This is a genomic window from Anaerocolumna aminovalerica, assembly GCF_900115365.1.
Classification (GTDB): Bacteria; Bacillota; Clostridia; order Lachnospirales; family Lachnospiraceae; genus Anaerocolumna; species Anaerocolumna aminovalerica.
The window spans coordinates 33,871-59,343 of record NZ_FOWD01000024.1; the positions used below are offsets into that span (position 1 = coordinate 33,871).

Sequence of the window (25,473 nt, forward strand, 5' to 3'; positions counted from 1 at the left end):
ATCATGAAAACATTAGAGAATGCATTACAGGAGGGCAGAAAGTTTTTAAAAGAGAAGCAGATTGCAGATAGTGATATTGATGCATGGTATCTGTTATCTTTTCTGTTTAAAATGGATCGTGCCCGGTACCTGATGCATTCTTCTATGCCTATTTCTCAAGTAGAATATCATGAATATATGGAATTAGTAAAGAAACGTGGTAATCATATACCTCTTCAGCATATAACCGGTGAACAGGAGTTTATGGGGCTTAATTTTAAAGTATCGAAAGACGTATTAATACCAAGGCAGGATACCGAAATATTAGTTCAGGAAGTCCTGAAGACAGCTGAGGGAAAAAACGTATTGGATATGTGTACTGGCTCCGGTTGCATTATTATTAGTTTGGATAAACTGGGGAATATTAAGTCAGGAGTTGGTGTGGATATATCAGAAGCAGCCTTAAAGATTGCAAATGAAAACAATACCCGATTGGAAACCAAGGTGCAATTCCTGCAAAGTAATTTATTTGAACAGGTACGTGGCAAATACGATATTATTGTATCCAACCCGCCTTATATTCCAACTTCTGATATAGAAACCTTAATGGATGAGGTAAAAGAACATGAACCCCCCATTGCTTTAGATGGTAAAGAAGACGGTTTATACTTCTATAGATGCATTCTGTCAGAAGGAACCGAATATATGAATCCGGGAGGATTCATTTTCTTTGAAATAGGATGGGATCAAGGCATGGCAGTAAGCCGGCTTCTGAAAGAAAAGGGTTTTCAGGATATTCGTATTATTAAGGACTTAGCAGGTTTAGACCGGGTTGTTACAGGCAGATATGTAAACCAAGAGGAACCCTTCACTTAGCGTTGCGAATATAATTTGATACAAATCAATAGAATTTATAAATGAAAGTTATTATTGGAGGAATATGTAATGTTTGATAAATTAGAGGATCTTTTAATAAGATATGAAGAAATCATTCAAGAATTAAATGATCCGGGAGTTATAAATGATCAAAATAAGTATCGTAAGCTTATGAAGGAACAGAGTGACTTAAGTGCTATTGTAGATAAATATAAAGAATATAAGGCTACAAAAGAAGCCATTGATGACAGCCTAAAGATGTTAGAAGAAGAAAAAGATGAAGAAATGCGTGAACTTGCCAAGGAAGAGTTAAATGATTGCAAGCAAAGGCTAATCGAAATTGAAAATGATCTGAAGATTCTTCTTTTACCAAAAGATCCTAATGACGAAAAGAATGTTATTGTTGAAATCCGTGGTGGTGCCGGAGGAGACGAAGCAGCATTATTTGCAGCTGAGCTTTTTAGAATGTACTCCAAGTATGCAGAAAGCCAACGTTGGAAGATTGATATGATAAACTTAAATGAAAATGGTTTAGGCGGATTTAAAGAAGTTGTATTTATGATTAATGGTAAAGGCGTATATTCCCGTATGAAATACGAAAGCGGTGTACACAGAGTACAAAGAATTCCGGTAACAGAATCCGGCGGACGTATTCATACCTCTACTACAACTGTAGCTATAATGCCTGAAGCAGAAGAAGTTGAAGTAGAACTTGATTTAAATGATTGTAAATTTGATGTATTCCGTGCCTCCGGTAACGGAGGACAGTGCGTTAATACAACTGACTCCGCAGTACGTCTTACTCATATACCTACTGGTATCGTAATCTCCTGTCAGGATGAAAAATCTCAGTTGAAGAACAGAGATAAAGCCTTAAAGGTATTACGTGCGAAACTTTATGAATTAGAGCTGGAAAAGGCTCATAGTGCTGAAGCGGAAGCCAGAAGAAGCCAGGTTGGAACAGGAGACCGTTCTGAAAAAATCAGAACCTATAATTTTCCGCAAGGACGTGTAACGGATCATAGAATTAAGCTAACACTTCATAGACTTGACGATATTTTAAATGGAGATTTGGATGAAGTTATTGACAGCTTAACTGCAGCTGATCAGGCGGCTAAATTAAGTAAAATGAATGAAAGCCAATAAGATGAGTGAAATGGCTTAGTCGGTATTTAAGTTAATGCATAAATAGAAATCTAAAATGAAATAAGGCAAGAGGAATAAGTATGATCAGCAGTATTTCTAATGGGCAGATTAAAAATATAATACAATTGCAGAAAAAATCCAAAGCCAGAGCAGAACAAGGTGCCTTTGTAATAGAGGGAATTAAAATGTTCGAGGAATCAGTGGCTTTTGGAAAACTTATAAAAGCATATGTTTCAAATAGCTTTTATGAGGAAAAAGTTTTAGAGGATCCGGACTATTTCAGGATTATCCCATATGAAATAGTAGAAGATACCGTATTAAAAGAAGCTTCCGATACTTTAACCCCTCAAGGAATTATGGCTATTGTAAAGAAACCGGAATATAATCTAGAAGATATGCTTCAGGCCCCTAATGCTAATTTAGTAATATTAGAAGACCTTAGGGATCCCGGAAATCTTGGAACTATCCTTCGTACAGCAGAGGGTGCTGGGGTAACGGGAATTATTCTCAGCAAAACCTCTGTAGATATGTATAATCCAAAAGTAATCCGTTCCACCATGGGTGCTATCTACCGAATGCCTTTTGTTTATGCAGAGGACTTAAAAGAAGCAATTGTCAAAGTGAAGGAGCATAATATAGCTATATATGCAGCACATCTGTCGGCTGATTGTTATTATGATGAAATAGATTATAAAGGAAAAAGTGCCATTCTGATTGGTAACGAAGCCAACGGCTTAAGTGATGAAATCACCCAAATGGCAACAAAATATATAAAAATCCCTATGGAGGGAAATGTAGAATCTTTAAACGCAGCAATTGCGGCGTCGGTTTTGATGTATGAAATATATCGTCAAAAAAGAGTGAGATAATATATAAAATTATCGGCTGTTTTAATACTATAAAATCAGATTCATGAATAATTAAACAATATAAGGTTGGTATGAAAATACCAATCTTTTTAATGTTAGGAAATTTATAGGTTGTTAACGAAACATAAATTACTACTATTGGGAAATAATAAATGTATAATATGTTAAACTAATCTTGTATATTATGGTAATATGAAGTAAAATAAAATTACCATAGTGAGAATAAGGGGGTGCTTTACAAGATGGATTCTATGTACTGGTTAGTGATTTTAGCAATATTCTTACTAATAGAAATTATCACACTGGGTCTGACTACCATATGGTTTGCCGGTGGTTCTCTCGTATCTTTTTTCCTTTCCCTGCTGGTAGATAACATGATATTAGAAATAACTGTATGCTTAGTCGTTTCATTTTTACTGTTGTTTTTTACAAGGCCTGTTGCAAAAAAATATTTTAATAAACAACGTGTTAAGACAAATATTGATTTGCTTATAGGTAAAGAGGTGAAAGTGATAGAAACTATTGATAATTTAAATGGTAAGGGATGGGTCTTACTTAATGGGCAGGAATGGATGGCCAGAGCGGTGAATGATGATACAATCATTCCGGAAGGCGAAAGAGTAATTGTAAGAAAAGTTTCAGGTGTAAAATTAATTGTTGATATAAAGGAGGAAATATAGTATGGAGATTGTACTTATTATTTTAGGTGTTATTGTTTTACTCATTCTTGCATCCAGCATCAAAATTGTACCACAGGCTACGGCTTATGTAATCGAGCGTCTTGGTGGATATCAGACTACATTAGATGTAGGTATTCATTTTATTATACCCCTTATAGATAAAGTAGCAAAAAGGGTATCCTTAAAAGAGCAGGTAGCCGATTTTGCTCCTCAGCCGGTTATTACTAAGGATAATGTAACTATGAAAATCGATACGGTATTATTTTTTCAGATTACAGATCCGAAGTTATATACCTACGGTGTTGAGAGGCCCTTAATGGCTATCGAGAATTTATCCGCCACTACATTACGTAATATTATTGGTGATTTGGAATTGGATGAAACTTTGACTTCCAGAGAAATTATTAATACGAAGATGCGTGTATCTCTTGATATTGCAACAGACCCCTGGGGAATCAAGGTAACTCGTGTAGAACTAAAGAATATTATTCCCCCAACTGCTATTCAGGATGCTATGGAGAAGCAAATGAAAGCAGAGAGGGAAAGAAGAGAAGCAATTCTTCGTGCAGAGGGTGAGAAAACTTCTGCTATTTTGGTTGCCGAAGGTAAGAAACAGGCAGTGATACTTGAAGCGGAAGCATCAAAAGAAGCTGCCATATTACGGGCAGAAGCACAAAAAGAAGCGACCATTAGAGAAGCAGAAGGTCAGGCAGAAGCGATACTTGCTGTACAAAAGGCTAATGCAGACGGTATTCGTTTCTTAAATGAATCTCAGCCGGGAAATGCAGTGCTTCAATTAAAGAGTCTGGAAGCCTTTGCAAAAGCTGCAGATGGTAAAGCAACAAAGATTATAATTCCTTCTGAAATTCAAGGAATTGCAGGTCTTGTAAAATCTTTAACAGAAGTAAGCAAGGAAGATTAATAAAAAAGGGAGCAGAATCATTCTTGTATGATTTGTTAACCACAACACTGGTTTTATAGAAAATAAATTTGTAACCAATAAAAATTAATTTAATGCCTGATATTTAAAAAATCTGAGTAATTATAAGGGCTGGAGGAAAGAAAAAAGATATTATTTTCCTACAGGCTCAGAGGATTTAATGTCAGGCATTATTTTTATTTAACAAAAAAAACTTTAAATTTCCATTTTTTTTAAGATAATCTTAAGAATTCTTGTCTTGATAATAAAATCCCTTTGAGCTATTATATAAAAGGAGTAGGATGAGGATTTAAGAACAGATGGTACTCTGTTGAAATTGATAAAAGGAGTGCATATATAATGAAACAGTACAAAAAGATTTTACAATCGCCTTATATGATTTTGCTTTTATTTACAATAAAGCTAATTATATATTATGGATTGATTGATGCCAATATTCTGGATAGTTTTATTATTATAGTAAGTATTATAACTCTTGGCATCATTTTTATAGGCATTAGCAGAATTAAATTTAAACATAAAAAGGGATTATTTTTAATAGTATATAGCTTAGTCAGTTTATTGATGTTTGCTGATTCCATGTATTATAATTATTATAATCAAACAGTGTCCATCAAGCAACTTTGGCAGGCAAAGAATGTTGCTGCCGTACCGGATAGCTTTTTTGCAACACTAATACCTGCAAGTTTTCTGTTGTTCTTAGATATTCCCTTTGTCTACTATTATTTTAAAAAGCATACCGATGACATCAGTACGAAAAATAGCTGGAGTTTTAAAAGAGAAATGAAGTATTTAATAGCAGGCTTATGTGCTATTTTTGCTTTATTGGTTGTAAATCCATTAGATAGTGTAGCTATTGACAAAGTAAACAGTGTAGAGTTTTTTACGAACCATGTAAATGATATCTATAATGCCGTTGCAGATAATATAGTAACAGAAGAAATACCGGTGGAAGAGGTCTTGGAAGTGGTAGAAGAGGTTGCCCCCAAGGAAGAAGGTATGTCCCTGCAAGGTATTGGAAAAGACAAAAATTTAATATTACTTCAAGTGGAAGCTTTGCAAAACTTTGTTCTTGGTGCAGAATACAATGGGCAAATACTAACACCTAATTTGAATTCCTTAATCGGCAAAGACTCTATATATTTTAATAGGTATTATAGTACCATAGGGAAAGGAAATACTGTTGATGCGGAATTTGCTACCTTAAATAGCTTATATCCTGTTATTGATAGGGAGTGCTATACGTTATATGAAAAGAATACTTTTTATGGACTTCCCTGGATCTTACGGGAAAAGGGATACAGCACTTTGGCTATCCACGGTTATGAAGGAGCGTTTTGGAATAGGGAAGCAGCTTATCCGGGGCAGGGCATTGAAGAATTTTATAGTATGGAAGATCTGGATGCAAGTGAAACAATTGGATTAGGTATCTCAGATAAGTCCATGTTTAAACAGGCAATTGATATATTAGAGGAAGAAAAAGAACCTTTCTTTAGTTTTATTATTACTTTAACCAGTCATCATCCTTATCTTTTGGATGAGGAATATAATACCTTAGTACTTCGGGAAGAAGATAAGGACACGAAGTTTGGTTCTTACCTGCAAACCATTCATTATATGGATGAAGCCCTTGGACAATTTATTGCTGATTTAAAAGAAAAGGGACTTTACGAGGATACGGTAATTGCTATATATGGTGATCATCATGGTTTAAATAAAAACATGGATAACAACCAAGAAAAGATGGAAGAGTTTTTGGGGAGAGAATATGATTATGATGAAATGCTAAGGGTACCTTTAATCATACATGTTCCCGGAAGCAATGTATATAGAACCGTATCAACAACAGGTGGGCAAATTGATTTTCTCCCCACCATTGCCAATATTATGGGACTGAAAATAGATCATCCTTATATTTTAGGTCAGGATTTAGTGAATGCCAAAGAAGGTTTCGCAGCGTTTACGGCATATTTATTTGAAGGGTCCTTTATACACAATAATGTTATGTTTGAAATATCCAGAGAAGGTGTCTTTGAAGGAAGCAGAGCTTGGGACGTGGGAACCCATGAAGAATTGGATGGGTCACTTTTTGAAGAGGATTATAATAGAACTGTTAAAATAAAGAAGACCTCAAAAGAAATATTAGATCGGGATTTAATTGCAGAATATATGGAAGATAAAAATAGTTCTGATCATTCCTATGAGGAAAAGTACAATACAGATACTAAGAGTAATATAGAAGAAAACAATTATAGATAATTAATTTATTCAAGGAAGTTCTACACTTTTTATATCAGTGTTAGAACTTCCTTTTAAAATTTACAAAAATATATTGACAAAAAAATAAAAATTAAGTACCATGTATAAATAAACATTAATATTTATAAATATAATATATAGTCATTATTAAAAATGAAGCCTAAATTATTATTTCATTTTATAAAGGAGGATTTGTATGAATTTGAAAGGGCGTAGTTTACTAACATTAAAAGATTTTACACCAGCAGAGATTGAATATTTAATAGATTTAGCGGCAGACTTAAAAAGAAAAAAGAAACAGGGTATTACGGGAAATAGTTTAAAAGGTAAGAATATTGCATTAATATTTGAAAAACCTTCCACCAGAACCAGATGTGCATTTACAGTGGGATGTGTTGACGAAGGGGGACATCCTGAATATTTAGGTAAAAATGACATACAATTGGGGCATAAGGAAAGCATTGAAGATACTGCAAGAGTACTAGGAAGAATCTTTGATGGGATTGAATTTCGAGGATTTAAGCAAGATACCGTTGAAAAACTTGCCAAATACAGTGGAGTACCTGTTTGGAATGGTTTAACAGACTTATACCATCCAACACAGATTTTAGCAGATTTTTTAACATTAAAGGAGCAATTTGGGAAGTTATCAGGACTTCATTTGATATTTGTGGGAGACGGCAGAAATAATATGGCAAATAGTTTAATGATCGGTTCCGGTAAATTAGGTATTAATTTTACTATTCTTGCTCCAAAATCCTTATGGCCGGAAGGGGAGTTAGTAAAGACCTGCAAAGAATATGCAGATGCCGCAGGCAGCACAATAACAATCACAGATAACATAGAAGCGGTAAAAGGTGCAGACGCTATTTATACGGATGTATGGTGCTCCATGGGTGAGGAGGACCTTGCAGCAGAACGTATCGCGCTTCTAAGACCTTATCAGGTAAATCAGGCTCTAATGGAGAAGACGGGTAAGAAAGAGACGATTTTCTTACATTGCCTTCCGGCAGTAAAAGGAAACGAAGTTACAGAAGATGTTTTTGAAAAACACAGTGAAGTTGTTTTTGATGAAGCGGAAAACCGCATGCATACCATAAAGGCGGTTATGGTTGCTACACTTGGTAATTAGTTAAAGGACGTTTCTGAAAAAGGATAGAGAACTCCGAAAGTCAACCATGACTTTCGGAGTTCAATTTACGTTATAAGGCAAAATTAAGTACTTAAGTAGGATGTTGTATTGTTGAAAATCTCAGTATATTTTTTTTACTATTTATCAGTTTTAAATGGAAAAAATATTATCATAGGTTGTCTTAAATTTACTTGAATTATTTTATATTTCCGTTTATGATATAATACAAACGGAATGAGGAAGGTGCAAGCTTGCTTGCAAATTCCGATTGGAGTGCCAAGATCATGAACATTTTTTATGTTCATGATATAATACAAACGGAATGAGGAAGATGCAAGCTTGCTTGCAAATTAAAAAGTTTAACCGAAAGGGTATGGATGACTATGTATCAGGATAAGATGGTTTTATGTGCCAGCAGTTCTTATGAGCATAAATTTTATTTAAATGAAGATTTTGATTCGCTTCCGGAATCTATTAAAGAGGAATTAAAAATCATGTGTGTTTTATATACAGAAGATGTAGGAGGTGTTCTTACATTAGAGTTTGATGAAGAAGGTGACTTGATGTTCAATGTGACTAGTGATGAGGGAGATCTTCTTTTCGATGAAATTGGAAGTGTCCTTAAGATAAAGGAAATCAGACAGAAAAAAGAAGAGCTTTTGGAAGCATTGGAATTATATTATAAAGTGTTTTTTTTAGGTGAAGATGTTGATTTAGAAGATAAATAGAATGGAGGTTTGTTATGTTACTGGTAATTGATGTGGGAAATACCAATGTTACATTAGGTATATTTAAAGAGGATGTTTTAATTTCTAACTTCCGTATTACAACAAGAATAGCAAGAACCTCTGATGAATATGGAATTATAATTTATGATTTATTGAAAATAAAAGGAATAGATTTTACCCAGATTAAAGCGGCAGCAATAGCTTCTGTAGTACCAGGTATTATGCATTCTCTAAAGTCTGCAATTATAAAGTATCTCAACTTAACCCCTTTTGTAATTGGTACAGGAACAAAAACCGGCATTAAGATAGTTACTCCAAATCCGAAAGAAATCGGCTCGGATCGTATTGTTGATGCAGTAGCGGCTTATGATTTATATGGAGGACCTTTAATCGTGATTGATTTTGGGACGGCAACTACCTATGATCTTATTACAGAAGACGGCTCTTTCCTTGCAGGAATTACAAGTCCGGGTATCCGCATATGTGCTGATGCTTTATGGCAACAAACTGCAAGACTGCCGGAAATCGAAATTAAGAAGCCGGATTCCATTTTAGCAAAAGAAACTATTTCCAGTATGCAGGCGGGATTAGTTTATGGATATATAGGCCAAACTGAGTATATCGTTAAGAAAGTTATAGAAGAATCCGGTATAAAGGGAATCAAAGTCATTGCTACCGGAGGGCTTGGAAAAATTATTGCAGATGAAACAGACGCGATTCAAATCTTTGATGATAGTCTAACTTTGCAAGGTATTCGTCTCATTTACAATAAGAACAGAATGTAGAACAAAGAGCAGGTAGTTTTATGAGTTTAATGATTGGAAATATAAAGATAGATGGTAATCTTGTGCTAGGACCTATGGCAGGAGTAACAGACCTGCCATTTCGTCTGTTGTGCAAAGAGCAAGGTGCAGATCTAATTTATACTGAAATGGTTAGTGCCAAAGGCATACAATATAATAATAAAAATACAGAGAAGCTTTTAGAAGTTGCAGAAGGAGAAAGGCCGGTTTCCCTGCAATTGTTCGGATCAGATCCGTATATTATGAGTGAAACGGCAAAACGTATTGAAGATAAAAACTTTGATATTTTAGATATTAATATGGGATGTCCGGTTCCTAAAGTAGTTAATAACGGTGAAGGCTCCGGCTTAATGAAAAATCCTAAGTTGGTAGGAGAAATTGTACATGCCGTATCTTCTGCTATTAAAAAGCCTCTTACCGTAAAAATACGTAAAGGTTTCACAGAATCTACAACAAATGCAGTAGAAATAGCAAAGATAGCAGAAGCCAATGGAGCAGCAGCCGTTGCTGTTCATGGTAGAACCCGTGAGCAATATTACAGCGGTGAAGCAGATTGGAAGATTATTAAAGCGGTAAAAGAAGCCGTATCCATACCGGTTATTGGCAATGGAGATGTAATTACGCCGGAGAGTGCTACCGCGCTGATAAACGAGACAGGTTGTGATGCTGTTATGATAGCCCGCGGTGCCAGAGGTAATCCATGGATATTTTCTCAAATCAAAGAATATTATCAAACAGGTAAGATACCAAAGAAGCCAACTCCCCAAGAAGCAGTAGATATGATGCTTCGTCATGCAAGAATGTCAATTGACTATAAAGGTGAATATACTGGTATTAGGGAAATGCGAAAACATATTGCTTGGTATACAACAGGATATCCTTTAGCTGCTAAATTAAGAAATCGAGTAAATGAAATTGAAAGTATAGAACAATTACAAGAATTACTTTTTGAATATTTAAAAAGTATAGGATAAATTTTTTCAACCTGTGAAAGGAGCATGGTTAAAAGATGGAGAACTACCAAAGAAATGCAAATGGTGAAATAAGGACTTGTATAAGGTGTGGAAAAATATTTCAATATTATGGGTTAGGCCGCTGCTACTGTCCTGCTTGCAAGAAGCAAGATGATGAGGCTTTTAATAAAGTGAAAGCTTATATCTATGAACATGGTACTGCAACGGTTATGGAGGTATCTGAAAAAACGGGAGTTCCCGTTCGTTACATAAGACTATATTTAAAGGACAGCCGAATTGAAATACCAGAGAATTCACCTATATTTATTCAATGTGAAAGATGTGGTGTAAATATACGTTCCGGTAGGTTATGCCCCAATTGTGCAAGTGAATTGACCAATGAGATGCGATTGGAAATGGATTTTAACAACGAGCAGATTGGTGAGATACCCAGAAAGTATAGCTGCGGGAAAATGAGATTTTTAGATAAGAATTGTGACTAAAAACTTTAATACTTATACTTAATATTTAAACATTTGTCACAAAAAATCATTAAATAGTAGAAAACAGTTGATTTTTATGAGCAAGAAGAGTAGTGTATATCTACAAGGAAGACATATGTTCGTAGTACAAATACATTTTCAGGTATTTGTCCTTTTATAAGTTGAAAGGAATTGGTGTTGGTATGAGCAAATTAAAAGTTGGTATCTTAGGCGGTACTGGAATGGTAGGGCAGCGCTTTGTTGCATTGTTAGAGAATCATCCTTGGTTTGAGGTTGTAACTGTTGCAGCTAGTGAAAGAAGTGCAGGAAAGACATATGAAGAAGCAGTAGGAGATCGTTGGAAGTTAAATACTCCAATGCCTGAATCAGTAAAGAAACTTATTGTAAAGAATGTAAATAGCGTAGATGAAGTCAGCCAAGGAGTTGATTTTGTTTTCAGTGCAGTTGATATGACAAAAGAAGAAATTAAAGCCATAGAAGAAGCCTATGCTAAAACAGAAACGCCAGTCGTATCCAATAATAGTGCACATAGATGGACACCTGATGTGCCAATGGTAGTTCCTGAAATTAACCCGGAACATTTGGCAGTTATTGAAGATCAAAAGAAACGTTTGGGAACGGAAAGAGGTTTTATTGTAGTAAAACCTAATTGTTCTATTCAAAGCTATACACCGGCCCTTCACGCCTTAAAAGAATTTGAACCTAAAATTGTTGTAGCAACAACTTATCAAGCGATATCCGGAGCTGGAAAAACCTTTAAGGACTGGCCAGAAATGATTGATAATGTTATCCCTTATATCGGTGGAGAAGAAGAAAAGAGCGAACAAGAACCGCTTAGAATCTGGGGTAAGGTTGAAAACGGTGAAATCGTAAAAGCGGCAGCACCAATTATTACAACTCAATGTATCCGTGTACCGGTAAGTGATGGTCATACTGCGGCAGTATTTGTAAGTTTTGAAAAGAAACCAACTAAAGAACAAATAATCAAAGCTTGGAAAGAATATAAAGGACTTCCCCAAGAATTAAATTTACCAAGTGCTCCAGAACACTTTATTCAATATCTTGAGGAAGATAATCGTCCACAGGTTAAGCTGGATAAAGATTATGAAAATGGTATGGGAATTTCTCTGGGCAGGCTTCGTGAAGACAGGGTTTACCATTATAAATTCGTTGGTTTGTCCCACAATACCCTTCGTGGAGCAGCAGGCGGCGCTGTCTTAATCGCTGAATTGCTGAAAGCCAAGGGTTATATTACTTCAAAATAAACTTATTAATTTATAGAACGCTTACTTAATAATTATAGAAATGTCTCACTAATAATGTGTAGCTTCCATTATTAATCGTTGACCTTCAAGAGTAAGGATTTGTTTTTGCAGAGAATCAGTGGAGGGTATGTGGGATTAGTGGCAATATAGAAAATGCCACTAATCCCACATACCCTCCACTGATTTCGAAAAAACAAATCATACCCTCTCGCTATATTCACAACCTAAATTATGCAACATCTATTCAAACTTAACAGGGCAAAGTGTACATTGAACTTTATTTTGTTAACTCAAAGATATACCTGATAAAATCAACAGCATTTTCAGTATATTTGGAATTCACGGCTATTCCCAGAACCGGATTCTCCATAGGTTGTCCGGTTTTATCATATAATATGCTATCCTTTAGGTAAATCCCATAAGCGCCTTTAGCCGGATCTTCTTCTGTTTGGGTATAGTAGAAGGAATCTCCAAAATAGCTGCACATTTCAGTGGTTAGCTGATCCGATAATTTACTAAAGAAACCTGAATTTGCATAGCGAGCAAATTCAGCTTCGGGAGCTATGAAGATATCGATTTCGCCAGAGTAAAACAAAACCGTTAATTTTTGCTCACTGGCCATAGTCATTTCATTCATGGCGTCTTCATTGCTAAGATATAATGTAGTGTCTATAAATACGTTTTCTTTATCTTTATCTAAGTTTAGATAATCAGAAAAGTTGGCTTCCAGTATTTCTGCCGTCTCCATATCAATGGAGCTGTTAATAGAGGTTACATGTAATACTGTTTTGGGACCTGGATTTAAGATAGTATAGGCTAAATAGATGATTCCAACTGCTATTGCAACGAAGACTATTGTTTTTAATCTATAATAGTCATTAAAATAACTAACCTTTTCCTTAAATGTCATCTCACTGAATTTTTGCTTTTCTGTTTGTTCCTGTCTTGGTTGATATATAGAAGCAGAGTCATCAAGAGTTGTACTTTTAAAATGATCTTCTTTCATGAATGATGTACCTCTTTCCTTTTACTAATTTCTAATTATGTTCGTTAAGATTCATTACAATAAGTTTAGCATACTGCCCTATGAAATAAAAGAAAGGAAATATAAAATATTAGTAAAAATATTTAATACAAAAGTTATGCCAATATAAATAATGGGAAATTTATTATAAGATTAAGCATGTTATTTATTTCTGCTGATAAAAAGAGAGTTGCTGCATTTCTCTTAACATATAATTGGTAACAAGTTACACAATCTACGTTATGAAATTTGCAGCAACTCCCGCTTATAATTGTTTTAATTTTGTCTTATTCGTAAAAAATTCTAAATTACATTCCATATAGAAGCAGATCAAATAATGGGCCAAAGTCTTCCGCTAATATAGTTTGAATGTTCGTCATAAAACCTTCCAAGTCTGCGGTTTCAATGTAGGAATCCATATTATTCATCATATCAACGATTTTTTCAGAAGAAGAAGGCATTTTTATATCTTTTACTGGTATTTCCTTGGTGGTCAATAATAATGCAATGGTTTCAATTCCACCAGCCATCATTTTAATGTTTATATCCTGCTGTTTGTTAGCAGATTTGAATTCAACTACGAATTCCGTACCAAGCATTTCATCAGATGTTAAAGTGAATTTACCATCTAATTTGTTATCTTTCAATTTAACATTTTCAAGAGCTACATTAAAACTTGTTGAAGTAGTTTCGTCATAGTATTCATCATAATAATTAAATGAAATAACAGAATCACCGGTAAAACCATTGCCGATAGTACCATTAGCAGTAACATCTAAAATATCTAAATCCTTTTCCTTAAACCAGGCTTGAAAGCCCAATTTTGAACCATCCCTAGCGGTAGTATAACCCAAAGAAGTGCTGCTACCGTCCAAAATGGTTATTTCGCGGCCTGTAATATTACCATTACTATCTGTATATAGGACCATATTTAACATAGGTTCGTTTGTCAGAGTTGATTTATCCGCTTTCAAATCATTAATGGCGGTTTCAATGGTATTGTAATATTCATCTTCAGTCATTAACTGTAAGGAAGCTGTTATTTTAGCTAAGTCTTTATCAGTTTTGGCGTCTTCTAAAATTGCTAAAGCTATATTATATAAATCCGTATCTGTAACAGTTGCAGTAAGTTTACTATAGCTGGAAGTTATAGTAGAAGCAGTAACATCTACGTTTTTCTTAACCTCAACTGTTTTAATATTATTGTAAATATCAGAAGAATATCTTTTTAGCATTTCATTTAAGGCATTTTCAGAGAGAAGCTGGTTACCCAGTAGTGCAGGGAGATTTTTTGCATATTCATTATAATCGAAATCAGTATCTGCCATAATTCCTGAATCTATCATGTCTTTCATAGTCATGAGCAGATATGCACTGCTTAATTCGGGTACTTTTAGGTAGTAATCAGAAGTATTCATATCAGATAACAACTCTAAAGATGCAAGGGTTTTATTATCATAGGAAAGTACTCCATTAAAACTACTTAATCCATCTTTTGAAATGCTTTCAAGCTTTGCATTGATCGGTTTAATTTCATTTAAGCCCATCATCATTGCTAATGCAGGAGAGATGGTGAAGGACAGGTTATTTTCAGCCCCAATTCCTTTTTTATAATTATCTTGTGATTTACTGTAATTTTTTGTTACAGAATTTATTTGTTTGTCAAGATTCTTTTGTTCTATATAGGCATAGTATTGAGAGGAACTTTTTGTCATCATTGCAATTGTATTGGATAACTTATTTCGATTTGCAAATGCTGTAATAGAACCGGCCAGAACAACTACTAAGATTAGTAAGGCAGCTACGATTTTACCTGTTTGTTTCTTTTTTACAGGTGCTTCAGGAAGAGTTTCTACATTCGGTTGAGAGTCACTTGGCTGCAAAGATATATCTTCTTTCATTTCTTCCGTAATATTTTCTTTGTTAAGCTCTAAATCCTCAGACTGAGTATTTAAGTTTTCACCCGCTGTGTTATTTTCAGCTTCTATATTAGAAGTTAATTCTGTGTCAGAAGCTGCTTCCGTGCCAGATGTTTCTTCTGTAAAAGAAGCTGTTTCTGTAAAAGGAGTTTCTTCAGGTACTCCTTTAGGAGCATTGTCCAATTCTACTTCAGAGAATTGATTTTCATTCAAATTACTTTCGTTTTGATTTTCATTATTCATATTAAATTTTGACCCCTTCTTTATATTGGTAAATATAAAAAAATGTTATCAGAGATGTAGAAAAAAGTCAACTTAAATGTGATGATTTGGGGAGTCTAACATAATATCTCTAAAAAAACATAAAAAAACTATGAAATCTATTGTTTTAATCCAGGTAAAAATATATAATATACAAAAGGAAAATCCCAAACTGCATAAAAAATTTACTAGTTAGGAGCCTTATATAATACCTTAAGGAGGACATTATGACAGAACTATTCAAAAATTCAGTGGATTCATATGTGAAACATCTACAAGAAAATGTTTTTGCATCAATAGGAAGGATAGCACCGGAATTAGTACTTAAAAACGGAAGATTTGTAAATGTATTTACCAATCAACTAGAGAGCGGAGATATAGCCATACATAATGGGTATATAGTTGGCATCGGTGACTACTCCAGTGTGGAATTTGATACAGAAACAGGTCATTTAACAAAATATATTGATTGTTCAGGCAAGATTTTGTGTCCCGGATTTATTGATGGTCATATTCATATAGAAAGTTCTATGTTATCCCCCGGTGAATTTGCTGCTTCTGTAGTGCCTCACGGAACTACGGCTGTTATTACAGATCCTCATGAGATTACCAATGTTGCCGGCAAGATGGGAATCGAATATATGCTGGAAAGCAGCGAAGGATTACCTTTGGATGTTTATTTTATGCTACCTTCCTGTGTACCTGCTACTTCTTTGGATGAATCAGGGGCTGTACTGGAAGCAGAAGATCTGGAGGAGTTTTTTGAAAATCCAAGGGTTTTGGGACTGGCAGAATTAATGAATTCTTACGGTACTTTATTAGGAGACGAGGGAATCTTTCGAAAGATTGCCATAACAAAGAAATATAATAAAATAGTGGATGGCCATGCTCCCGGGTTGCAGGGGAAAGGGCTGAACGGATATATAGCTGCCGGTGTTGTTTCAGATCATGAATGCAGTACCGTAGAAGATGCAAAAGAGAAACTAAGCCGGGGACAGTGGATTATGATTCGGGAAGGCACTGCTGCAAAGAATATGGACGCCTTAATGCCATTGTTCCAACCACCCTACTGTTATAGATGTATGCTGGTTACAGATGATAAACATCCGGGAGATATTATAGAGTACGGTCATGTAGATTATTTAATTAGAAAAGCCGTGTCCAATGGAGCGGATCCTATACTGGCGGTTAAGATGGCTACTATTCAGCCCGCAGAGTATTTTGGAATAAAGAATACGGGAGCCATTGCACCCGGTTATAAAGCAGATATAGCGGTGGTAGGCAGCTTATATGACATGAATGTATTGGAAGTATATAAAGACGGTAAACTAGCAGCACAAAATAAAATCATTCTAAATGAAAGTGTAACTACTAAAAAAGATTTAAATAAATTTAAAAAAGTATATACTTCTTTCCATATGAAAGAATTAAAACCGGAAGATTTTATAGTGAAGGAAACCGGAGAATCCATGCGGGTAATTGAACTTGTTAATGGAGAGATATTAACGAATGAAAAAATAATGCCTTTCTCTGGAACAGGAGTAAATCCAGAGCAGGATATTGTAAAACTTGCGGTAGCGGAACGACATTTAAATACAGGGCATATTGGTGTGGGATTCTTAAAAGGTTATGGACTGAAGAATGGCGCAATAGCCTCAAGTATTGCTCATGATTCACATAATCTGATTATTGTGGGTACCAATGATTTGGATATGAGCATAGCTGGAAATTGTGTGCGAAAGAATCAAGGAGGCTTGGCAATAGTGTCAGAGGGTAAGATTCTTGGAGAATTGCCATTGCCTATTGCCGGTGTAATGTGTGATGAAAAAGCAGAAGTAGTAGAAGATAAGCTGGGAGCAATGAAAAAGAAGGCAAAAGGTTTAGGGGTATCGGAAGGAATTGATCCATTTATGACTTTAGCATTCATAAGTCTGTCAGTAATTCCTGATATCAGGCTCACGACCCGTGGCTTGGTAAAAGTGGATGTGCAAGAATTTGTACCAACTATTTTTTAATTATAGTAAAAGGTGTTCAGCACTTTTGCCGGTACAAGATATTGCTTGGTAAGGAAGGTTACTCATCAATATCTTGTACTAGAATAGCATCTTTGGTGTTATTATATCTTTATATTTTTTAGAAAATTATGAATTTATATCTTGCAATTTTCACATAATAAGTATATGATGAAGAAAATTTCATAAGGAGGAGTTTTATATGAAAAAAAGAAAACCATTTTTCATACTCATGATTCTGGTTTTATCCATTGCACTTTACGGATGTGGAGGCGGTAGGAAAGGAAACGATAATGAGAAAGCTCCTGTAGATGATATGTCTTCAAAAACCCCTATTAACAGTGGAAAAATCGTAGTAGGAATTTCACAAGATTTAGATAGTCTTGACCCTCACAAAGCGGTAGCGGCAGGAACTAAGGAAGTTTTATTTAATCTGTTTGAAGGTTTGGTAAAACCTGACCAAAATGGTAATTTAGTGCCTGCTGTAGCAGAGAGTTATGACATATCGGAAGACGGAAAAGTATATACTTTCCCTTTGCGTGAAAATGTTAAGTTTCATAACGGTGCTCCTGTAACAGCAGATGATGTTATATATTCAATCAAAAGAAGCGCCGGTTTACTTGAAACAGCTGATCCTGCTGTTGTAGTGGAATCGGCGCTTACTAATGTTTCAGAAGTAAACAAGATAGATGAAACTACAGTGGAAGTGGTATTAAAAGAAGGTGACACAGAGTTACTGGGTTATCTTACTTGTGCCATTATTCCAAAAGACTACAAGGACCAGAATACTGCTCCGGTTGGAACGGGACCCTTTAAATTTGTGTCTTATACACCGCTAGAAAGTCTGGTCGTAGAGAAGAATGAAGAGTATTATGTTACAGGAAAACCATATTTAGATCAGGTAACTTTTAAAATAGTACCAAATCCGGATTCTGCGGTTTTGGATTTATTAGCAGGATCACTTGATATTTTTCCATATTTAACAGAAACCCAGGCAGCTCAATTATCACAGCAGTTTAATATTGCAGAAGGCCATATGAATCTGGTACAAGCACTATTTTTAAATAATACTGCAAAACCATTTACTGATATAAAAGTACGTCAGGCTCTAAATTATGCAATAGATAGACAAGGAATTCTTGATATGGTAGCAGGGGGAAAAGGTTCTGTAATTGGCAGCAATATGTTCCCCGGCTTTTCCAAGTATTATAATGAAGAAACGGCAGGAACTTATACCTATGACGTGAAAAAAGCAAAGGATCTACTTGCCGAGGCAGGATATCCCAATGGATTCACTTTCACTATTAAAGTGCCTTCCAATTATAAGTTCCATGTAGACACTGCCCAGGTAATTGTTGAACAGCTAAAACAGGCGGGCATTACTGCTAAAATTGAGCAGATCGAATGGGCCAGCTGGCTAAGTGATGTTTATGTGGCAAGAAATTATGAAGCAACAGTTATTGGCTTAGACGCGAAACTGGCTCCCAGAGATGTATTAGAAAGATATAAATCAGATGCGGGTAATAATTTCTTAAAATATAGTAACCCACAATTTGATAAGACTTTAGACAATGCCGTAAAGACAACAAAGGATGAAGAGAAGATAACGTTTTATAAAGAACTGCAATCCATTTTAGCGGAAGACGCAGCTGCTGTCTATATACAGGATCCTGCCCTTTTAGTGGCGGTCAATAAAAAATTAGACGGATTTACCTTCTATCCTGTTTTTGCATTAGATATGGCCAGTGTGTATTATGCAGAATAATTGTTGATAAATATATAAAATAAATAAATTTTTGTGGAAAAGTAGAAATAAAATAATTTGTCATTCTAAGCCCAAAGGGTGGAGAATCTCTAATAAAGGTGAGATTTTTCGAGTACAGGATTCAGCCTTGCTGAAATTGTACTCTCGGAATGACAAATTTAATTTTATTTTGTAATATTTAAAGAAAAATAAGAGGAAATCGTACATACTTTATTTAACCTCATCAGGTAAGGACTTGCCTGTTTCAGCAGGAGTTAGGGCTCCTGCTGAAATGCCATGTAGTGGCAATGAGGTAGAGCTGGTAGCGTAAGCGGATAAACTTGCCTATAGGCAAGTGAGAATATCCGCTTTAACGATAGGATTAGAAAACACATATAAAAGGAGGAAAAGGAATATGAAATATACTCTAAAGAAAGTACTTACTTTAGTCCTTACTCTACTTATTGTTTCCTTTCTCACTTTTATAGCATTTCAAGTAGTTCCGGGAGACAGTGCTGTTACCCAATTGGGTACCAATGCAACAGAAGAAAATATTGAAGCTTTAAGGGAAGCTATGAATTTAAATGGAAATGTTTTGGTTCGTTACGGAAGGTGGCTTTCTAGAGTATTTACCGGTGATTTTGGCATCTCCAGCCAGTATAAAATACCTGTAAGTTCTCTTATATTGGAAAGAATGCCGGTGACTATTTGGCTGGCTGCTTTATCTTTTTCTTTTATTCTTGTTCTTTCCATTCCTTTTGGTATTATGGCAGCTAAGAAAGAAGGGGAAGGGGTGGACCGAATTATATCCTTCTTTACTCATACCGGAATGGGAATACCACCTTTCTTTCTTGGTATTATTATAACATTACTATTTGGATTTATATTAAAATGGTTTACGCCGGGAAGTTATATTGGGCCTAAGGAGAACTTCGGTCTATTTCTGGGATACATGATTTATCCCGCATTGGCCAATGCAATTCCCAAGGCTGCTATGGTCTTAAAGTTTTTAAGAAGTTCTATCATCAGACAGCTTCAGATGGATTATGTAAGGACAGCCAGAAGTAAAGGTAATTTAGAAAACCCCATTCTTTACAAACACGTGTTAAAGAACGCCTTTATTCCTGTGCTTACCTTTATTGGGATGATTATTGCTGATACTTTAGCCGGAAGTATTGCGATTGAACAGGTCTTTAGTTTGCCGGGCTTAGGAAGGCTTCTGGTTATGGCAATTTCCAACCGGGATTATGCAGTTGTACAAGTCATAGTTTTATATATTGCTGCGACTATTGTTGTTATAAACTTTATTGTTGATATGCTATACCAGTGGATTGATCCACGTGTGAGAGTGAAGTAATGTAAGGAGAAGACAAGTGAAGAACAAAAAAATAAATAATTTAAACTTTAAAATAGGAATCTCTATTATTAGTTTAGTGCTTCTCTTTATTATAATAGGGCTGTTTTACACCCCCTATGACCCAAATGCAATGGATGGAACTGCGAAGAATATGGCACCGGGTTTTACGCATTTATTTGGAACAGATAATTTTGGCCGTGATGTATTAAGCCGGGTGATGGAGGGGGGAAGAACCACCTTTTTTGTAGCCTTGCTCACGGTTGCCATTGGTGCTTTTTTTGGAACACTAGTAGGAGCATTTACCGGTTACTATGGAGGCTGGCTGGATGAGATCCTAATGCGCATTAATGATGGAGTGGCTTCTTTTCCAAGTATTTTGCTGGCACTTATTGTGGTAAGCTTAATTGGACCCGGTAAATATAATGTGATCATTGCATTAGGTATTATTTTTATACCCAGTTTTGCCAGAGTAGTACGAAGTGAGTATATTACATTAAAAGAAAGAGATTTTGTAAAGAATGCAAAATTAATGGGCGCCAGCGATTTGCGAATTATGTTTGTTCATATTCTTCCTAATACAAAAGCTATTTTATTATCTTCCCTTACTATTGGATTTAATAATGCGGTTTTGGCAGAAGCAGGTATGAGTTACCTGCAATTAGGTGTACAGCCTCCCGATCCCAGTTTAGGAAGAATGTTATCAGAGGCACAATCTTATATGTTTATGTCTCCCTGGTGTGCCATATTTCCGGGAATTATGATAGTTCTATCCGTAATAGGATTTAGTCTGATAAACGAAAGGTAGGAAATAAAGGTGAATCATCCATTAATTAAAGTTAAAGATGTTACCATTGGTTTTCGTGATAAAGGCAATGTAAGTAAAGTGACGGATAAAGTTTCCTTTCAATTGGAGAAAGGCGAAATCCTTGGAGTTGTTGGAGAATCCGGTTCTGGAAAAACAATGACCGCACTGGCAATTATGGGTCTATTATCAAAGGATGCGGAAGTTTTGGAGGGAAGTATTCTCTTTGAACATAAAGATTTATTAAAGTTAAAACAGGAAGAGCTTAGAAAAATAAATGGAAATCAAATCTCTATGATATTTCAGGAACCCATGACCTCTTTGAATCCGGTTATTACAATCGGTCATCAGATTGAAGAAATGCTGCTGTTACATGAGCCGGAATTACATTCTGATGAACGTAAAAAACGGGTACTGGAAGCTTTGCAGGAGGCAGACTTAAAGGACCCTGAGAGCTTATTTTATAAATATCCCCATCAATTATCCGGAGGTATGCGCCAGAGAGTAATGATTGCTATGGCAATGATTTGCAGCCCTAAAGTGCTGATTGCAGATGAGCCAACAACTGCACTGGATGTTACTATTCAAGCTAAAATACTAAAATTAATAAAGAAATTGAATAAAGATCATGGTACTTCTGTTATTCTCATATCCCATGATCTGGGTGTTATCAAAAGCATTTGTAAAAGAGCCTTGGTTATGCAGGATGGAAAGATTGTAGAAGAAGGGACGGTAGAGGAGATATTCTCAGATCCCGTTAAAGATTATACCAAGAAATTACTGGCTGCCATGCCCGGCAGAGAAAAAAAGAAATTATACAATGAAGCCGCTGAAAAGGAAACATATCAGGGACATAGCAAGAAGCTTGAAGTTGAAAGTACTAAGAAAGCTGAAAGGGATTGCACAGAAGCAGAAACAGAAGCTAAAAGGAAATCAGAAATTAAAGAGGTAAGAAATACAGATGAGGTTACTATATTAGAGGTACATCATCTGGATGTATTTTATGAAGAAAATGTAAAAAAGGTATTCGCAAAAAAGAAGTTAAAAAAAGTGGTAAACAAAGTTTCTTTGTCTGTAAAGTATGGAGAAGTTCTGGGCATCGTAGGTGAAAGCGGAAGCGGAAAATCAACTTTAGCAAAAGCAATAACAGGACTTATAAAGGATGTATCCGGTGAAATCAAATTAAAAGATAAGAAACCCCAAATGGTCTTCCAGGATCCTTATGGCAGCTTAAATCCCGCAAAGAAAGTAAGCTGGATTTTAGAAGAACCCTTAAGGATTGCCGGTGGTTATACCAGACAGGAAAGAAAAGAAAAGGTATTGCAAATATTAAAAGAAGTTGGGTTAAAAGAAAAGCTCGGAGAACGTTATTTATCCCAATTAAGCGGTGGCCAAAGACAAAGGGTGGCTATTGGTGCAGCCATTATTCAGAATTCCAGGCTTATCGTTTTAGATGAACCGGTTTCTGCTCTTGATGTGACAGTTCAAGCTCAGATATTGGAACTTTTAAAAAAATTAAGAGAGGAACACGACCTGTCCTATCTTTTTATTTCCCATGATTTGAATGTTATTTATCAAATGTGTGACAGGGTATGTGTTATGTACCAAGGTGAAATTGTGGAGACGGCAGATGCCTGGGATTTATTCCATCAGCCTAATCATCCATACAGTAAAAAGTTGTTAGAAACTATGGTTTGATAAGTGAGATTCGTATAGCTTAAAAAAGGAAGCTCCCGGATTCTTATTCAGGTTGGGAACTTCCTTGTTTTAATCGTAAACATAATTGTAAAAAAGCCCTTTCAAAATTTTCATCATTTTCTTTGGTTCGCTTTTTAATAGAGCTGGTTTTCTTACCGGCTCTTCTTTGCTTTTTGGCAATATGCCGTTCAAACATTAAACAGTCAATGTTATCTTCCGTATAATATCTGCCATTTTGATTGATTGCATAGGCCTTTTTTCCAAGGGCCATAGAAGCCACTCCATAATCCTGGGTTACCACAATATCTCCAGCAGAAGTACGGTTGATCAGGGCAATATCCACCGCTTCCGGAGCCTTACTGACTTGAAGGATTTCACTATAGTCCGATTGAAGGATATGACTTGTATCGATTACCATAATAACCGGTATCTTATGTTCTTTTGCAATCCTTTCTATAATATGCTTTACCGGACAGGCATCAGCATCTACTAATATCTTCATAGGACTCCTTTCACCGGAATGCTGCAACATCCTCGGGTGGGAATGCTGCGTATCCCACTCTTTCCTCATTCCGTTTTTAAATGTATTACTTACTCCTATTATATACCATTGGGTTTATAAACAGTATACATATTGAAAATAAATTATAGAACAAAAGCTTACATAATAGCAAATGAATAAAAATTATCATTGAAAAAAAGATAACTATCATACATAATAGAAAAGTACGGTTAATTAAAAGAACAGTAGGTGAAGAACATGAAAAAGAATAATATAATATTAAAATACTTATATAGATATAAATGGAAGTACTTTCTTGGTATCATTACTCTATTTGTAGTGGATTTTGTGAACTTATACATACCTCAATTTACTGGGGAAATTACCGATGGATTGGAAAGTAAAACCATGAACATCCATGGGGTTTTGCTGGGTATTGGTAAGATACTGATAGTTGGCGCAATCTTGATGATAGGAAGATTTTTGTGGCGTTATTTTATATTTGGCTCCTCTAGGGCAATTGAGTGTGAAATTAGAAATGATTTATTTGCCCATTTGGAAAAGCTATCTATGAGTTACTTTAATAAGAATAAAACCGGCGATTTAATGTCCCATTTTACAAATGATCTGAATGCAGTTCGTATGTCTATAGGTCCTGCGGTTATTACTACCTTTGATGCGGTTATTATGACATTGATGGTCCTAATTAAGATGATTCTATATGTAGATCTTCGATTAACGGTTTTAGCAGTAATTCCACTTTTGTTCATTGCTGTAGGTGGTGTGTATTATGGTAAGGCTGCTGAAAAGAAATTTACAGCAAAACAGCAGGCATTCTCAGACCTAACGGATCAGGTACAAGAGAGTATTTCGGGTATTCATGTTATAAAAGCCTTTGTGCAGGAAAGAAAGGAATTAAAAGCCTTTGGGAAAGCCAATAAGGAAAACAAAGACAAGAATATGGGTGTGGTTAAATTACAGGCAGTTGTTATGCCCTCTCTTGACTTTATTATTGGTTTCTCCAGTGTAATAACTCTGCTGTATGGGGGTTACCTTACTATAAAAGGTGATATTACTTTAGGCCGCTTTATTGCATTTAACCAATATATTTATATGCTGGTATGGCCTATGATTGCGGCTGGAGACAGCATTACTTTCTTCTCTCAGGGCTTTGCCTCATTAAAAAGGATACAGAATATCTTTGATGAAAAGCCGGAAATATTTGATGAAGATACCGTTAAAAGAGTAGAACATTTGGAAGGAGATATACAAATCAAAGATTTGTGTTTTCAATATAATAACGATGCACCAAAAGCTTTGAATAATATTTCTGTACATATAGAAAAAGGTTCTTCTCTTGCAATACTTGGAAGAACAGGAAGCGGTAAAACCACCCTGGTAAATCTTCTGCTCCGAATGTATAATGTGGAACCGGGTCAAATTACATTGGATGGATATGACATAAGGGAGATACCTTTAAAGACGCTAAGAGAGAACATTGCTTATGTCCCCCAGGATAACTTTCTGTTTTCCGATACGTTACGGAATAACATTGCTTTTGGAGCTGCCGACAATGATTTAGAGATGGTAGAACAGGCAGCAAAAGAAGCTTGTATCCATGAGAATATTATGAATTTTCCTTTAAAATATGAAACTGTGGTTGGGGAAAGAGGAGCAACTTTATCAGGAGGGCAAAAACAAAGAAGTTCCATAGCGAGAGCTTTTATGAAAGATGCCCCTATTCTTATACTGGATGATTCTTTATCTGCAGTTGATACCAATACGGAAGAGAGAATTTTGGAAAATCTGAAGAAAAACAGAGAAGGTAAAACCACTATCATCATCGCCCATCGAATCTCCACTATTCAAAATGCAGACCGCATTCTTGTTTTAGATGCAGGAGAAGCAGCAGAATATGGAACTCATGAAGAACTTCTTAAACTGCAAGGTATCTATGCAAGAATGTATGAAAAGCAGCAATTAGAAAAACAATTGGAAGCAGTTTAACACTGTGAAGAAAG

General features: G+C 35.5%; 21 protein-coding genes. 18 read left to right on the forward strand and 3 right to left on the reverse strand.

The features are described 5' to 3' along the window. Nucleotides 1-3 precede the first annotated feature (3 nt). From prmC to asd, 12 genes are all read left to right on the forward strand, one after another. Nucleotides 4-855, forward strand: a complete 852-nt coding sequence (prmC, locus tag BM183_RS13430; RefSeq protein ID WP_091687386.1) for a peptide chain release factor N(5)-glutamine methyltransferase — start codon at nucleotides 4-6, stop codon at nucleotides 853-855. 69 nt (nucleotides 856-924) lie between these two features. Next, entirely contained in the window at nucleotides 925-2,001 is a 1,077-nt protein-coding gene (prfA, locus tag BM183_RS13435; protein WP_091687387.1) for a peptide chain release factor 1, read from the forward strand. Nucleotides 2,002-2,081: 80 nt separating this feature from the next. Then, the gene (locus BM183_RS13440; RefSeq protein ID WP_091687388.1) at nucleotides 2,082-2,870 is read left to right on the forward strand and encodes a TrmH family RNA methyltransferase; all 789 of its coding nucleotides are present in this window, start codon (nucleotides 2,082-2,084) and stop codon (nucleotides 2,868-2,870) included. 242 nt (nucleotides 2,871-3,112) lie between these two features. Further along, nucleotides 3,113-3,550, forward strand: coding sequence for an NfeD family protein (locus tag BM183_RS13445; protein WP_091687389.1), 438 nt, complete (start codon nucleotides 3,113-3,115; stop codon nucleotides 3,548-3,550). Nucleotide 3,551: 1 nt separating this feature from the next. Further along, complete coding sequence (locus BM183_RS13450) at nucleotides 3,552-4,472, forward strand: SPFH domain-containing protein (RefSeq protein ID WP_091687390.1); 921 nt, start codon at nucleotides 3,552-3,554, stop codon at nucleotides 4,470-4,472. Between the two features lie 357 nt (nucleotides 4,473-4,829). Then, nucleotides 4,830-6,749: an LTA synthase family protein gene (locus BM183_RS13455; RefSeq protein ID WP_091687391.1), complete on the forward strand. Its 1,920-nt coding sequence runs from the start codon at nucleotides 4,830-4,832 to the stop codon at nucleotides 6,747-6,749. A 196-nt stretch (nucleotides 6,750-6,945) separates the two neighbouring features. Continuing rightward, nucleotides 6,946-7,881: an ornithine carbamoyltransferase gene (gene argF, locus BM183_RS13460; protein WP_091687392.1), complete on the forward strand. Its 936-nt coding sequence runs from the start codon at nucleotides 6,946-6,948 to the stop codon at nucleotides 7,879-7,881. A 383-nt stretch (nucleotides 7,882-8,264) separates the two neighbouring features. After that, a complete protein-coding gene (locus tag BM183_RS13465; protein ID WP_091687393.1) occupies nucleotides 8,265-8,609 on the forward strand; it encodes a DUF6145 family protein in 345 nt (114 codons plus the stop codon). A gap of 14 nt (nucleotides 8,610-8,623) precedes the next feature. Next, nucleotides 8,624-9,394: a type III pantothenate kinase gene (locus tag BM183_RS13470; RefSeq protein ID WP_091687394.1), complete on the forward strand. Its 771-nt coding sequence runs from the start codon at nucleotides 8,624-8,626 to the stop codon at nucleotides 9,392-9,394. A 20-nt stretch (nucleotides 9,395-9,414) separates the two neighbouring features. After that, nucleotides 9,415-10,386 (forward strand): tRNA dihydrouridine synthase DusB, encoded by a 972-nt coding sequence (dusB, locus tag BM183_RS13475; RefSeq protein ID WP_091687395.1) that lies wholly within the window; start codon nucleotides 9,415-9,417, stop codon nucleotides 10,384-10,386. Between the two features lie 35 nt (nucleotides 10,387-10,421). Continuing rightward, nucleotides 10,422-10,868: a hypothetical protein gene (locus BM183_RS13480; protein WP_091687396.1), complete on the forward strand. Its 447-nt coding sequence runs from the start codon at nucleotides 10,422-10,424 to the stop codon at nucleotides 10,866-10,868. Between the two features lie 182 nt (nucleotides 10,869-11,050). Continuing rightward, on the forward strand, nucleotides 11,051-12,133 hold the full coding sequence (gene asd / locus BM183_RS13485; protein ID WP_091687397.1) for an aspartate-semialdehyde dehydrogenase: 1,083 nt from the start codon (nucleotides 11,051-11,053) through the stop codon (nucleotides 12,131-12,133). 277 nt (nucleotides 12,134-12,410) lie between these two features. Here the strand turns inward: asd and BM183_RS13490 are convergent, their stop codons facing one another. Beyond that, a complete protein-coding gene (locus tag BM183_RS13490) occupies nucleotides 12,411-13,139 on the reverse strand; it encodes a hypothetical protein (RefSeq protein ID WP_091687398.1) in 729 nt (242 codons plus the stop codon). 326 nt (nucleotides 13,140-13,465) lie between these two features. Beyond that, nucleotides 13,466-15,319, reverse strand: a complete 1,854-nt coding sequence (locus BM183_RS13495) for a hypothetical protein (RefSeq protein ID WP_091687399.1) — start codon at nucleotides 15,317-15,319, stop codon at nucleotides 13,466-13,468. 245 nt (nucleotides 15,320-15,564) lie between these two features. Here BM183_RS13495 and ade point away from each other — a divergent pair, with 245 nt between their 5' ends. From ade to BM183_RS21090, 5 genes are all read left to right on the forward strand, one after another. Beyond that, nucleotides 15,565-17,352: an adenine deaminase gene (gene ade / locus BM183_RS13500; protein ID WP_091687400.1), complete on the forward strand. Its 1,788-nt coding sequence runs from the start codon at nucleotides 15,565-15,567 to the stop codon at nucleotides 17,350-17,352. Nucleotides 17,353-17,551: 199 nt separating this feature from the next. Then, complete coding sequence (locus tag BM183_RS13505) at nucleotides 17,552-19,114, forward strand: ABC transporter substrate-binding protein (protein ID WP_091687401.1); 1,563 nt, start codon at nucleotides 17,552-17,554, stop codon at nucleotides 19,112-19,114. 394 nt (nucleotides 19,115-19,508) lie between these two features. Continuing rightward, a complete protein-coding gene (locus tag BM183_RS13510; RefSeq protein ID WP_091687402.1) occupies nucleotides 19,509-20,450 on the forward strand; it encodes an ABC transporter permease in 942 nt (313 codons plus the stop codon). A gap of 16 nt (nucleotides 20,451-20,466) precedes the next feature. Continuing rightward, nucleotides 20,467-21,255: an ABC transporter permease gene (locus BM183_RS13515; RefSeq protein WP_170848007.1), complete on the forward strand. Its 789-nt coding sequence runs from the start codon at nucleotides 20,467-20,469 to the stop codon at nucleotides 21,253-21,255. 9 nt (nucleotides 21,256-21,264) lie between these two features. Further along, the gene (locus BM183_RS21090) at nucleotides 21,265-22,950 is read left to right on the forward strand and encodes a dipeptide ABC transporter ATP-binding protein (protein ID WP_091687403.1); all 1,686 of its coding nucleotides are present in this window, start codon (nucleotides 21,265-21,267) and stop codon (nucleotides 22,948-22,950) included. A gap of 43 nt (nucleotides 22,951-22,993) precedes the next feature. Here BM183_RS21090 and BM183_RS13525 read toward each other — a convergent pair whose 3' ends face one another. Further along, nucleotides 22,994-23,452: a YaiI/YqxD family protein gene (locus BM183_RS13525; protein WP_091687404.1), complete on the reverse strand. Its 459-nt coding sequence runs from the start codon at nucleotides 23,450-23,452 to the stop codon at nucleotides 22,994-22,996. A 258-nt stretch (nucleotides 23,453-23,710) separates the two neighbouring features. Between BM183_RS13525 and BM183_RS13530 the strand changes: the two genes are divergently transcribed. Beyond that, entirely contained in the window at nucleotides 23,711-25,459 is a 1,749-nt protein-coding gene (locus BM183_RS13530) for an ABC transporter ATP-binding protein (protein WP_091687405.1), read from the forward strand. Nucleotides 25,460-25,473 lie beyond the last annotated feature (14 nt).

Excerpts from the sequence above, each read along its gene's own strand:
- BM183_RS13450 (WP_091687390.1), top strand. The coding sequence starts at position 3,552 with ATGGAGATTGTACTTATTATTTTAGGTGTTATTGTTTTACTCATTCTT.
- BM183_RS13510 (WP_091687402.1), top strand. The coding sequence starts at position 19,509 with ATGAAATATACTCTAAAGAAAGTACTTACTTTAGTCCTTACTCTACTT.
- BM183_RS13495 (WP_091687399.1), bottom strand. The coding sequence starts at position 15,319 with ATGAATAATGAAAATCAAAACGAAAGTAATTTGAATGAAAATCAATTC.
- BM183_RS13455 (WP_091687391.1), top strand. The coding sequence starts at position 4,830 with ATGAAACAGTACAAAAAGATTTTACAATCGCCTTATATGATTTTGCTT.
- prmC (WP_091687386.1), top strand. The coding sequence starts at position 4 with ATGAAAACATTAGAGAATGCATTACAGGAGGGCAGAAAGTTTTTAAAA.
- argF (WP_091687392.1), top strand. The coding sequence starts at position 6,946 with ATGAATTTGAAAGGGCGTAGTTTACTAACATTAAAAGATTTTACACCA.
- prfA (WP_091687387.1), top strand. The coding sequence starts at position 925 with ATGTTTGATAAATTAGAGGATCTTTTAATAAGATATGAAGAAATCATT.
- asd (WP_091687397.1), top strand. The coding sequence starts at position 11,051 with ATGAGCAAATTAAAAGTTGGTATCTTAGGCGGTACTGGAATGGTAGGG.
- BM183_RS13465 (WP_091687393.1), top strand. The coding sequence starts at position 8,265 with ATGTATCAGGATAAGATGGTTTTATGTGCCAGCAGTTCTTATGAGCAT.
- dusB (WP_091687395.1), top strand. The coding sequence starts at position 9,415 with ATGAGTTTAATGATTGGAAATATAAAGATAGATGGTAATCTTGTGCTA.
- BM183_RS13470 (WP_091687394.1), top strand. The coding sequence starts at position 8,624 with ATGTTACTGGTAATTGATGTGGGAAATACCAATGTTACATTAGGTATA.
- BM183_RS13505 (WP_091687401.1), top strand. The coding sequence starts at position 17,552 with ATGAAAAAAAGAAAACCATTTTTCATACTCATGATTCTGGTTTTATCC.
- BM183_RS13440 (WP_091687388.1), top strand. The coding sequence starts at position 2,082 with ATGATCAGCAGTATTTCTAATGGGCAGATTAAAAATATAATACAATTG.
- BM183_RS13525 (WP_091687404.1), bottom strand. The coding sequence starts at position 23,452 with ATGAAGATATTAGTAGATGCTGATGCCTGTCCGGTAAAGCATATTATA.
- ade (WP_091687400.1), top strand. The coding sequence starts at position 15,565 with ATGACAGAACTATTCAAAAATTCAGTGGATTCATATGTGAAACATCTA.
- BM183_RS13490 (WP_091687398.1), bottom strand. The coding sequence starts at position 13,139 with ATGAAAGAAGATCATTTTAAAAGTACAACTCTTGATGACTCTGCTTCT.
- BM183_RS13445 (WP_091687389.1), top strand. The coding sequence starts at position 3,113 with ATGGATTCTATGTACTGGTTAGTGATTTTAGCAATATTCTTACTAATA.
- BM183_RS13480 (WP_091687396.1), top strand. The coding sequence starts at position 10,422 with ATGGAGAACTACCAAAGAAATGCAAATGGTGAAATAAGGACTTGTATA.
- BM183_RS13530 (WP_091687405.1), top strand. The coding sequence starts at position 23,711 with ATGAAAAAGAATAATATAATATTAAAATACTTATATAGATATAAATGG.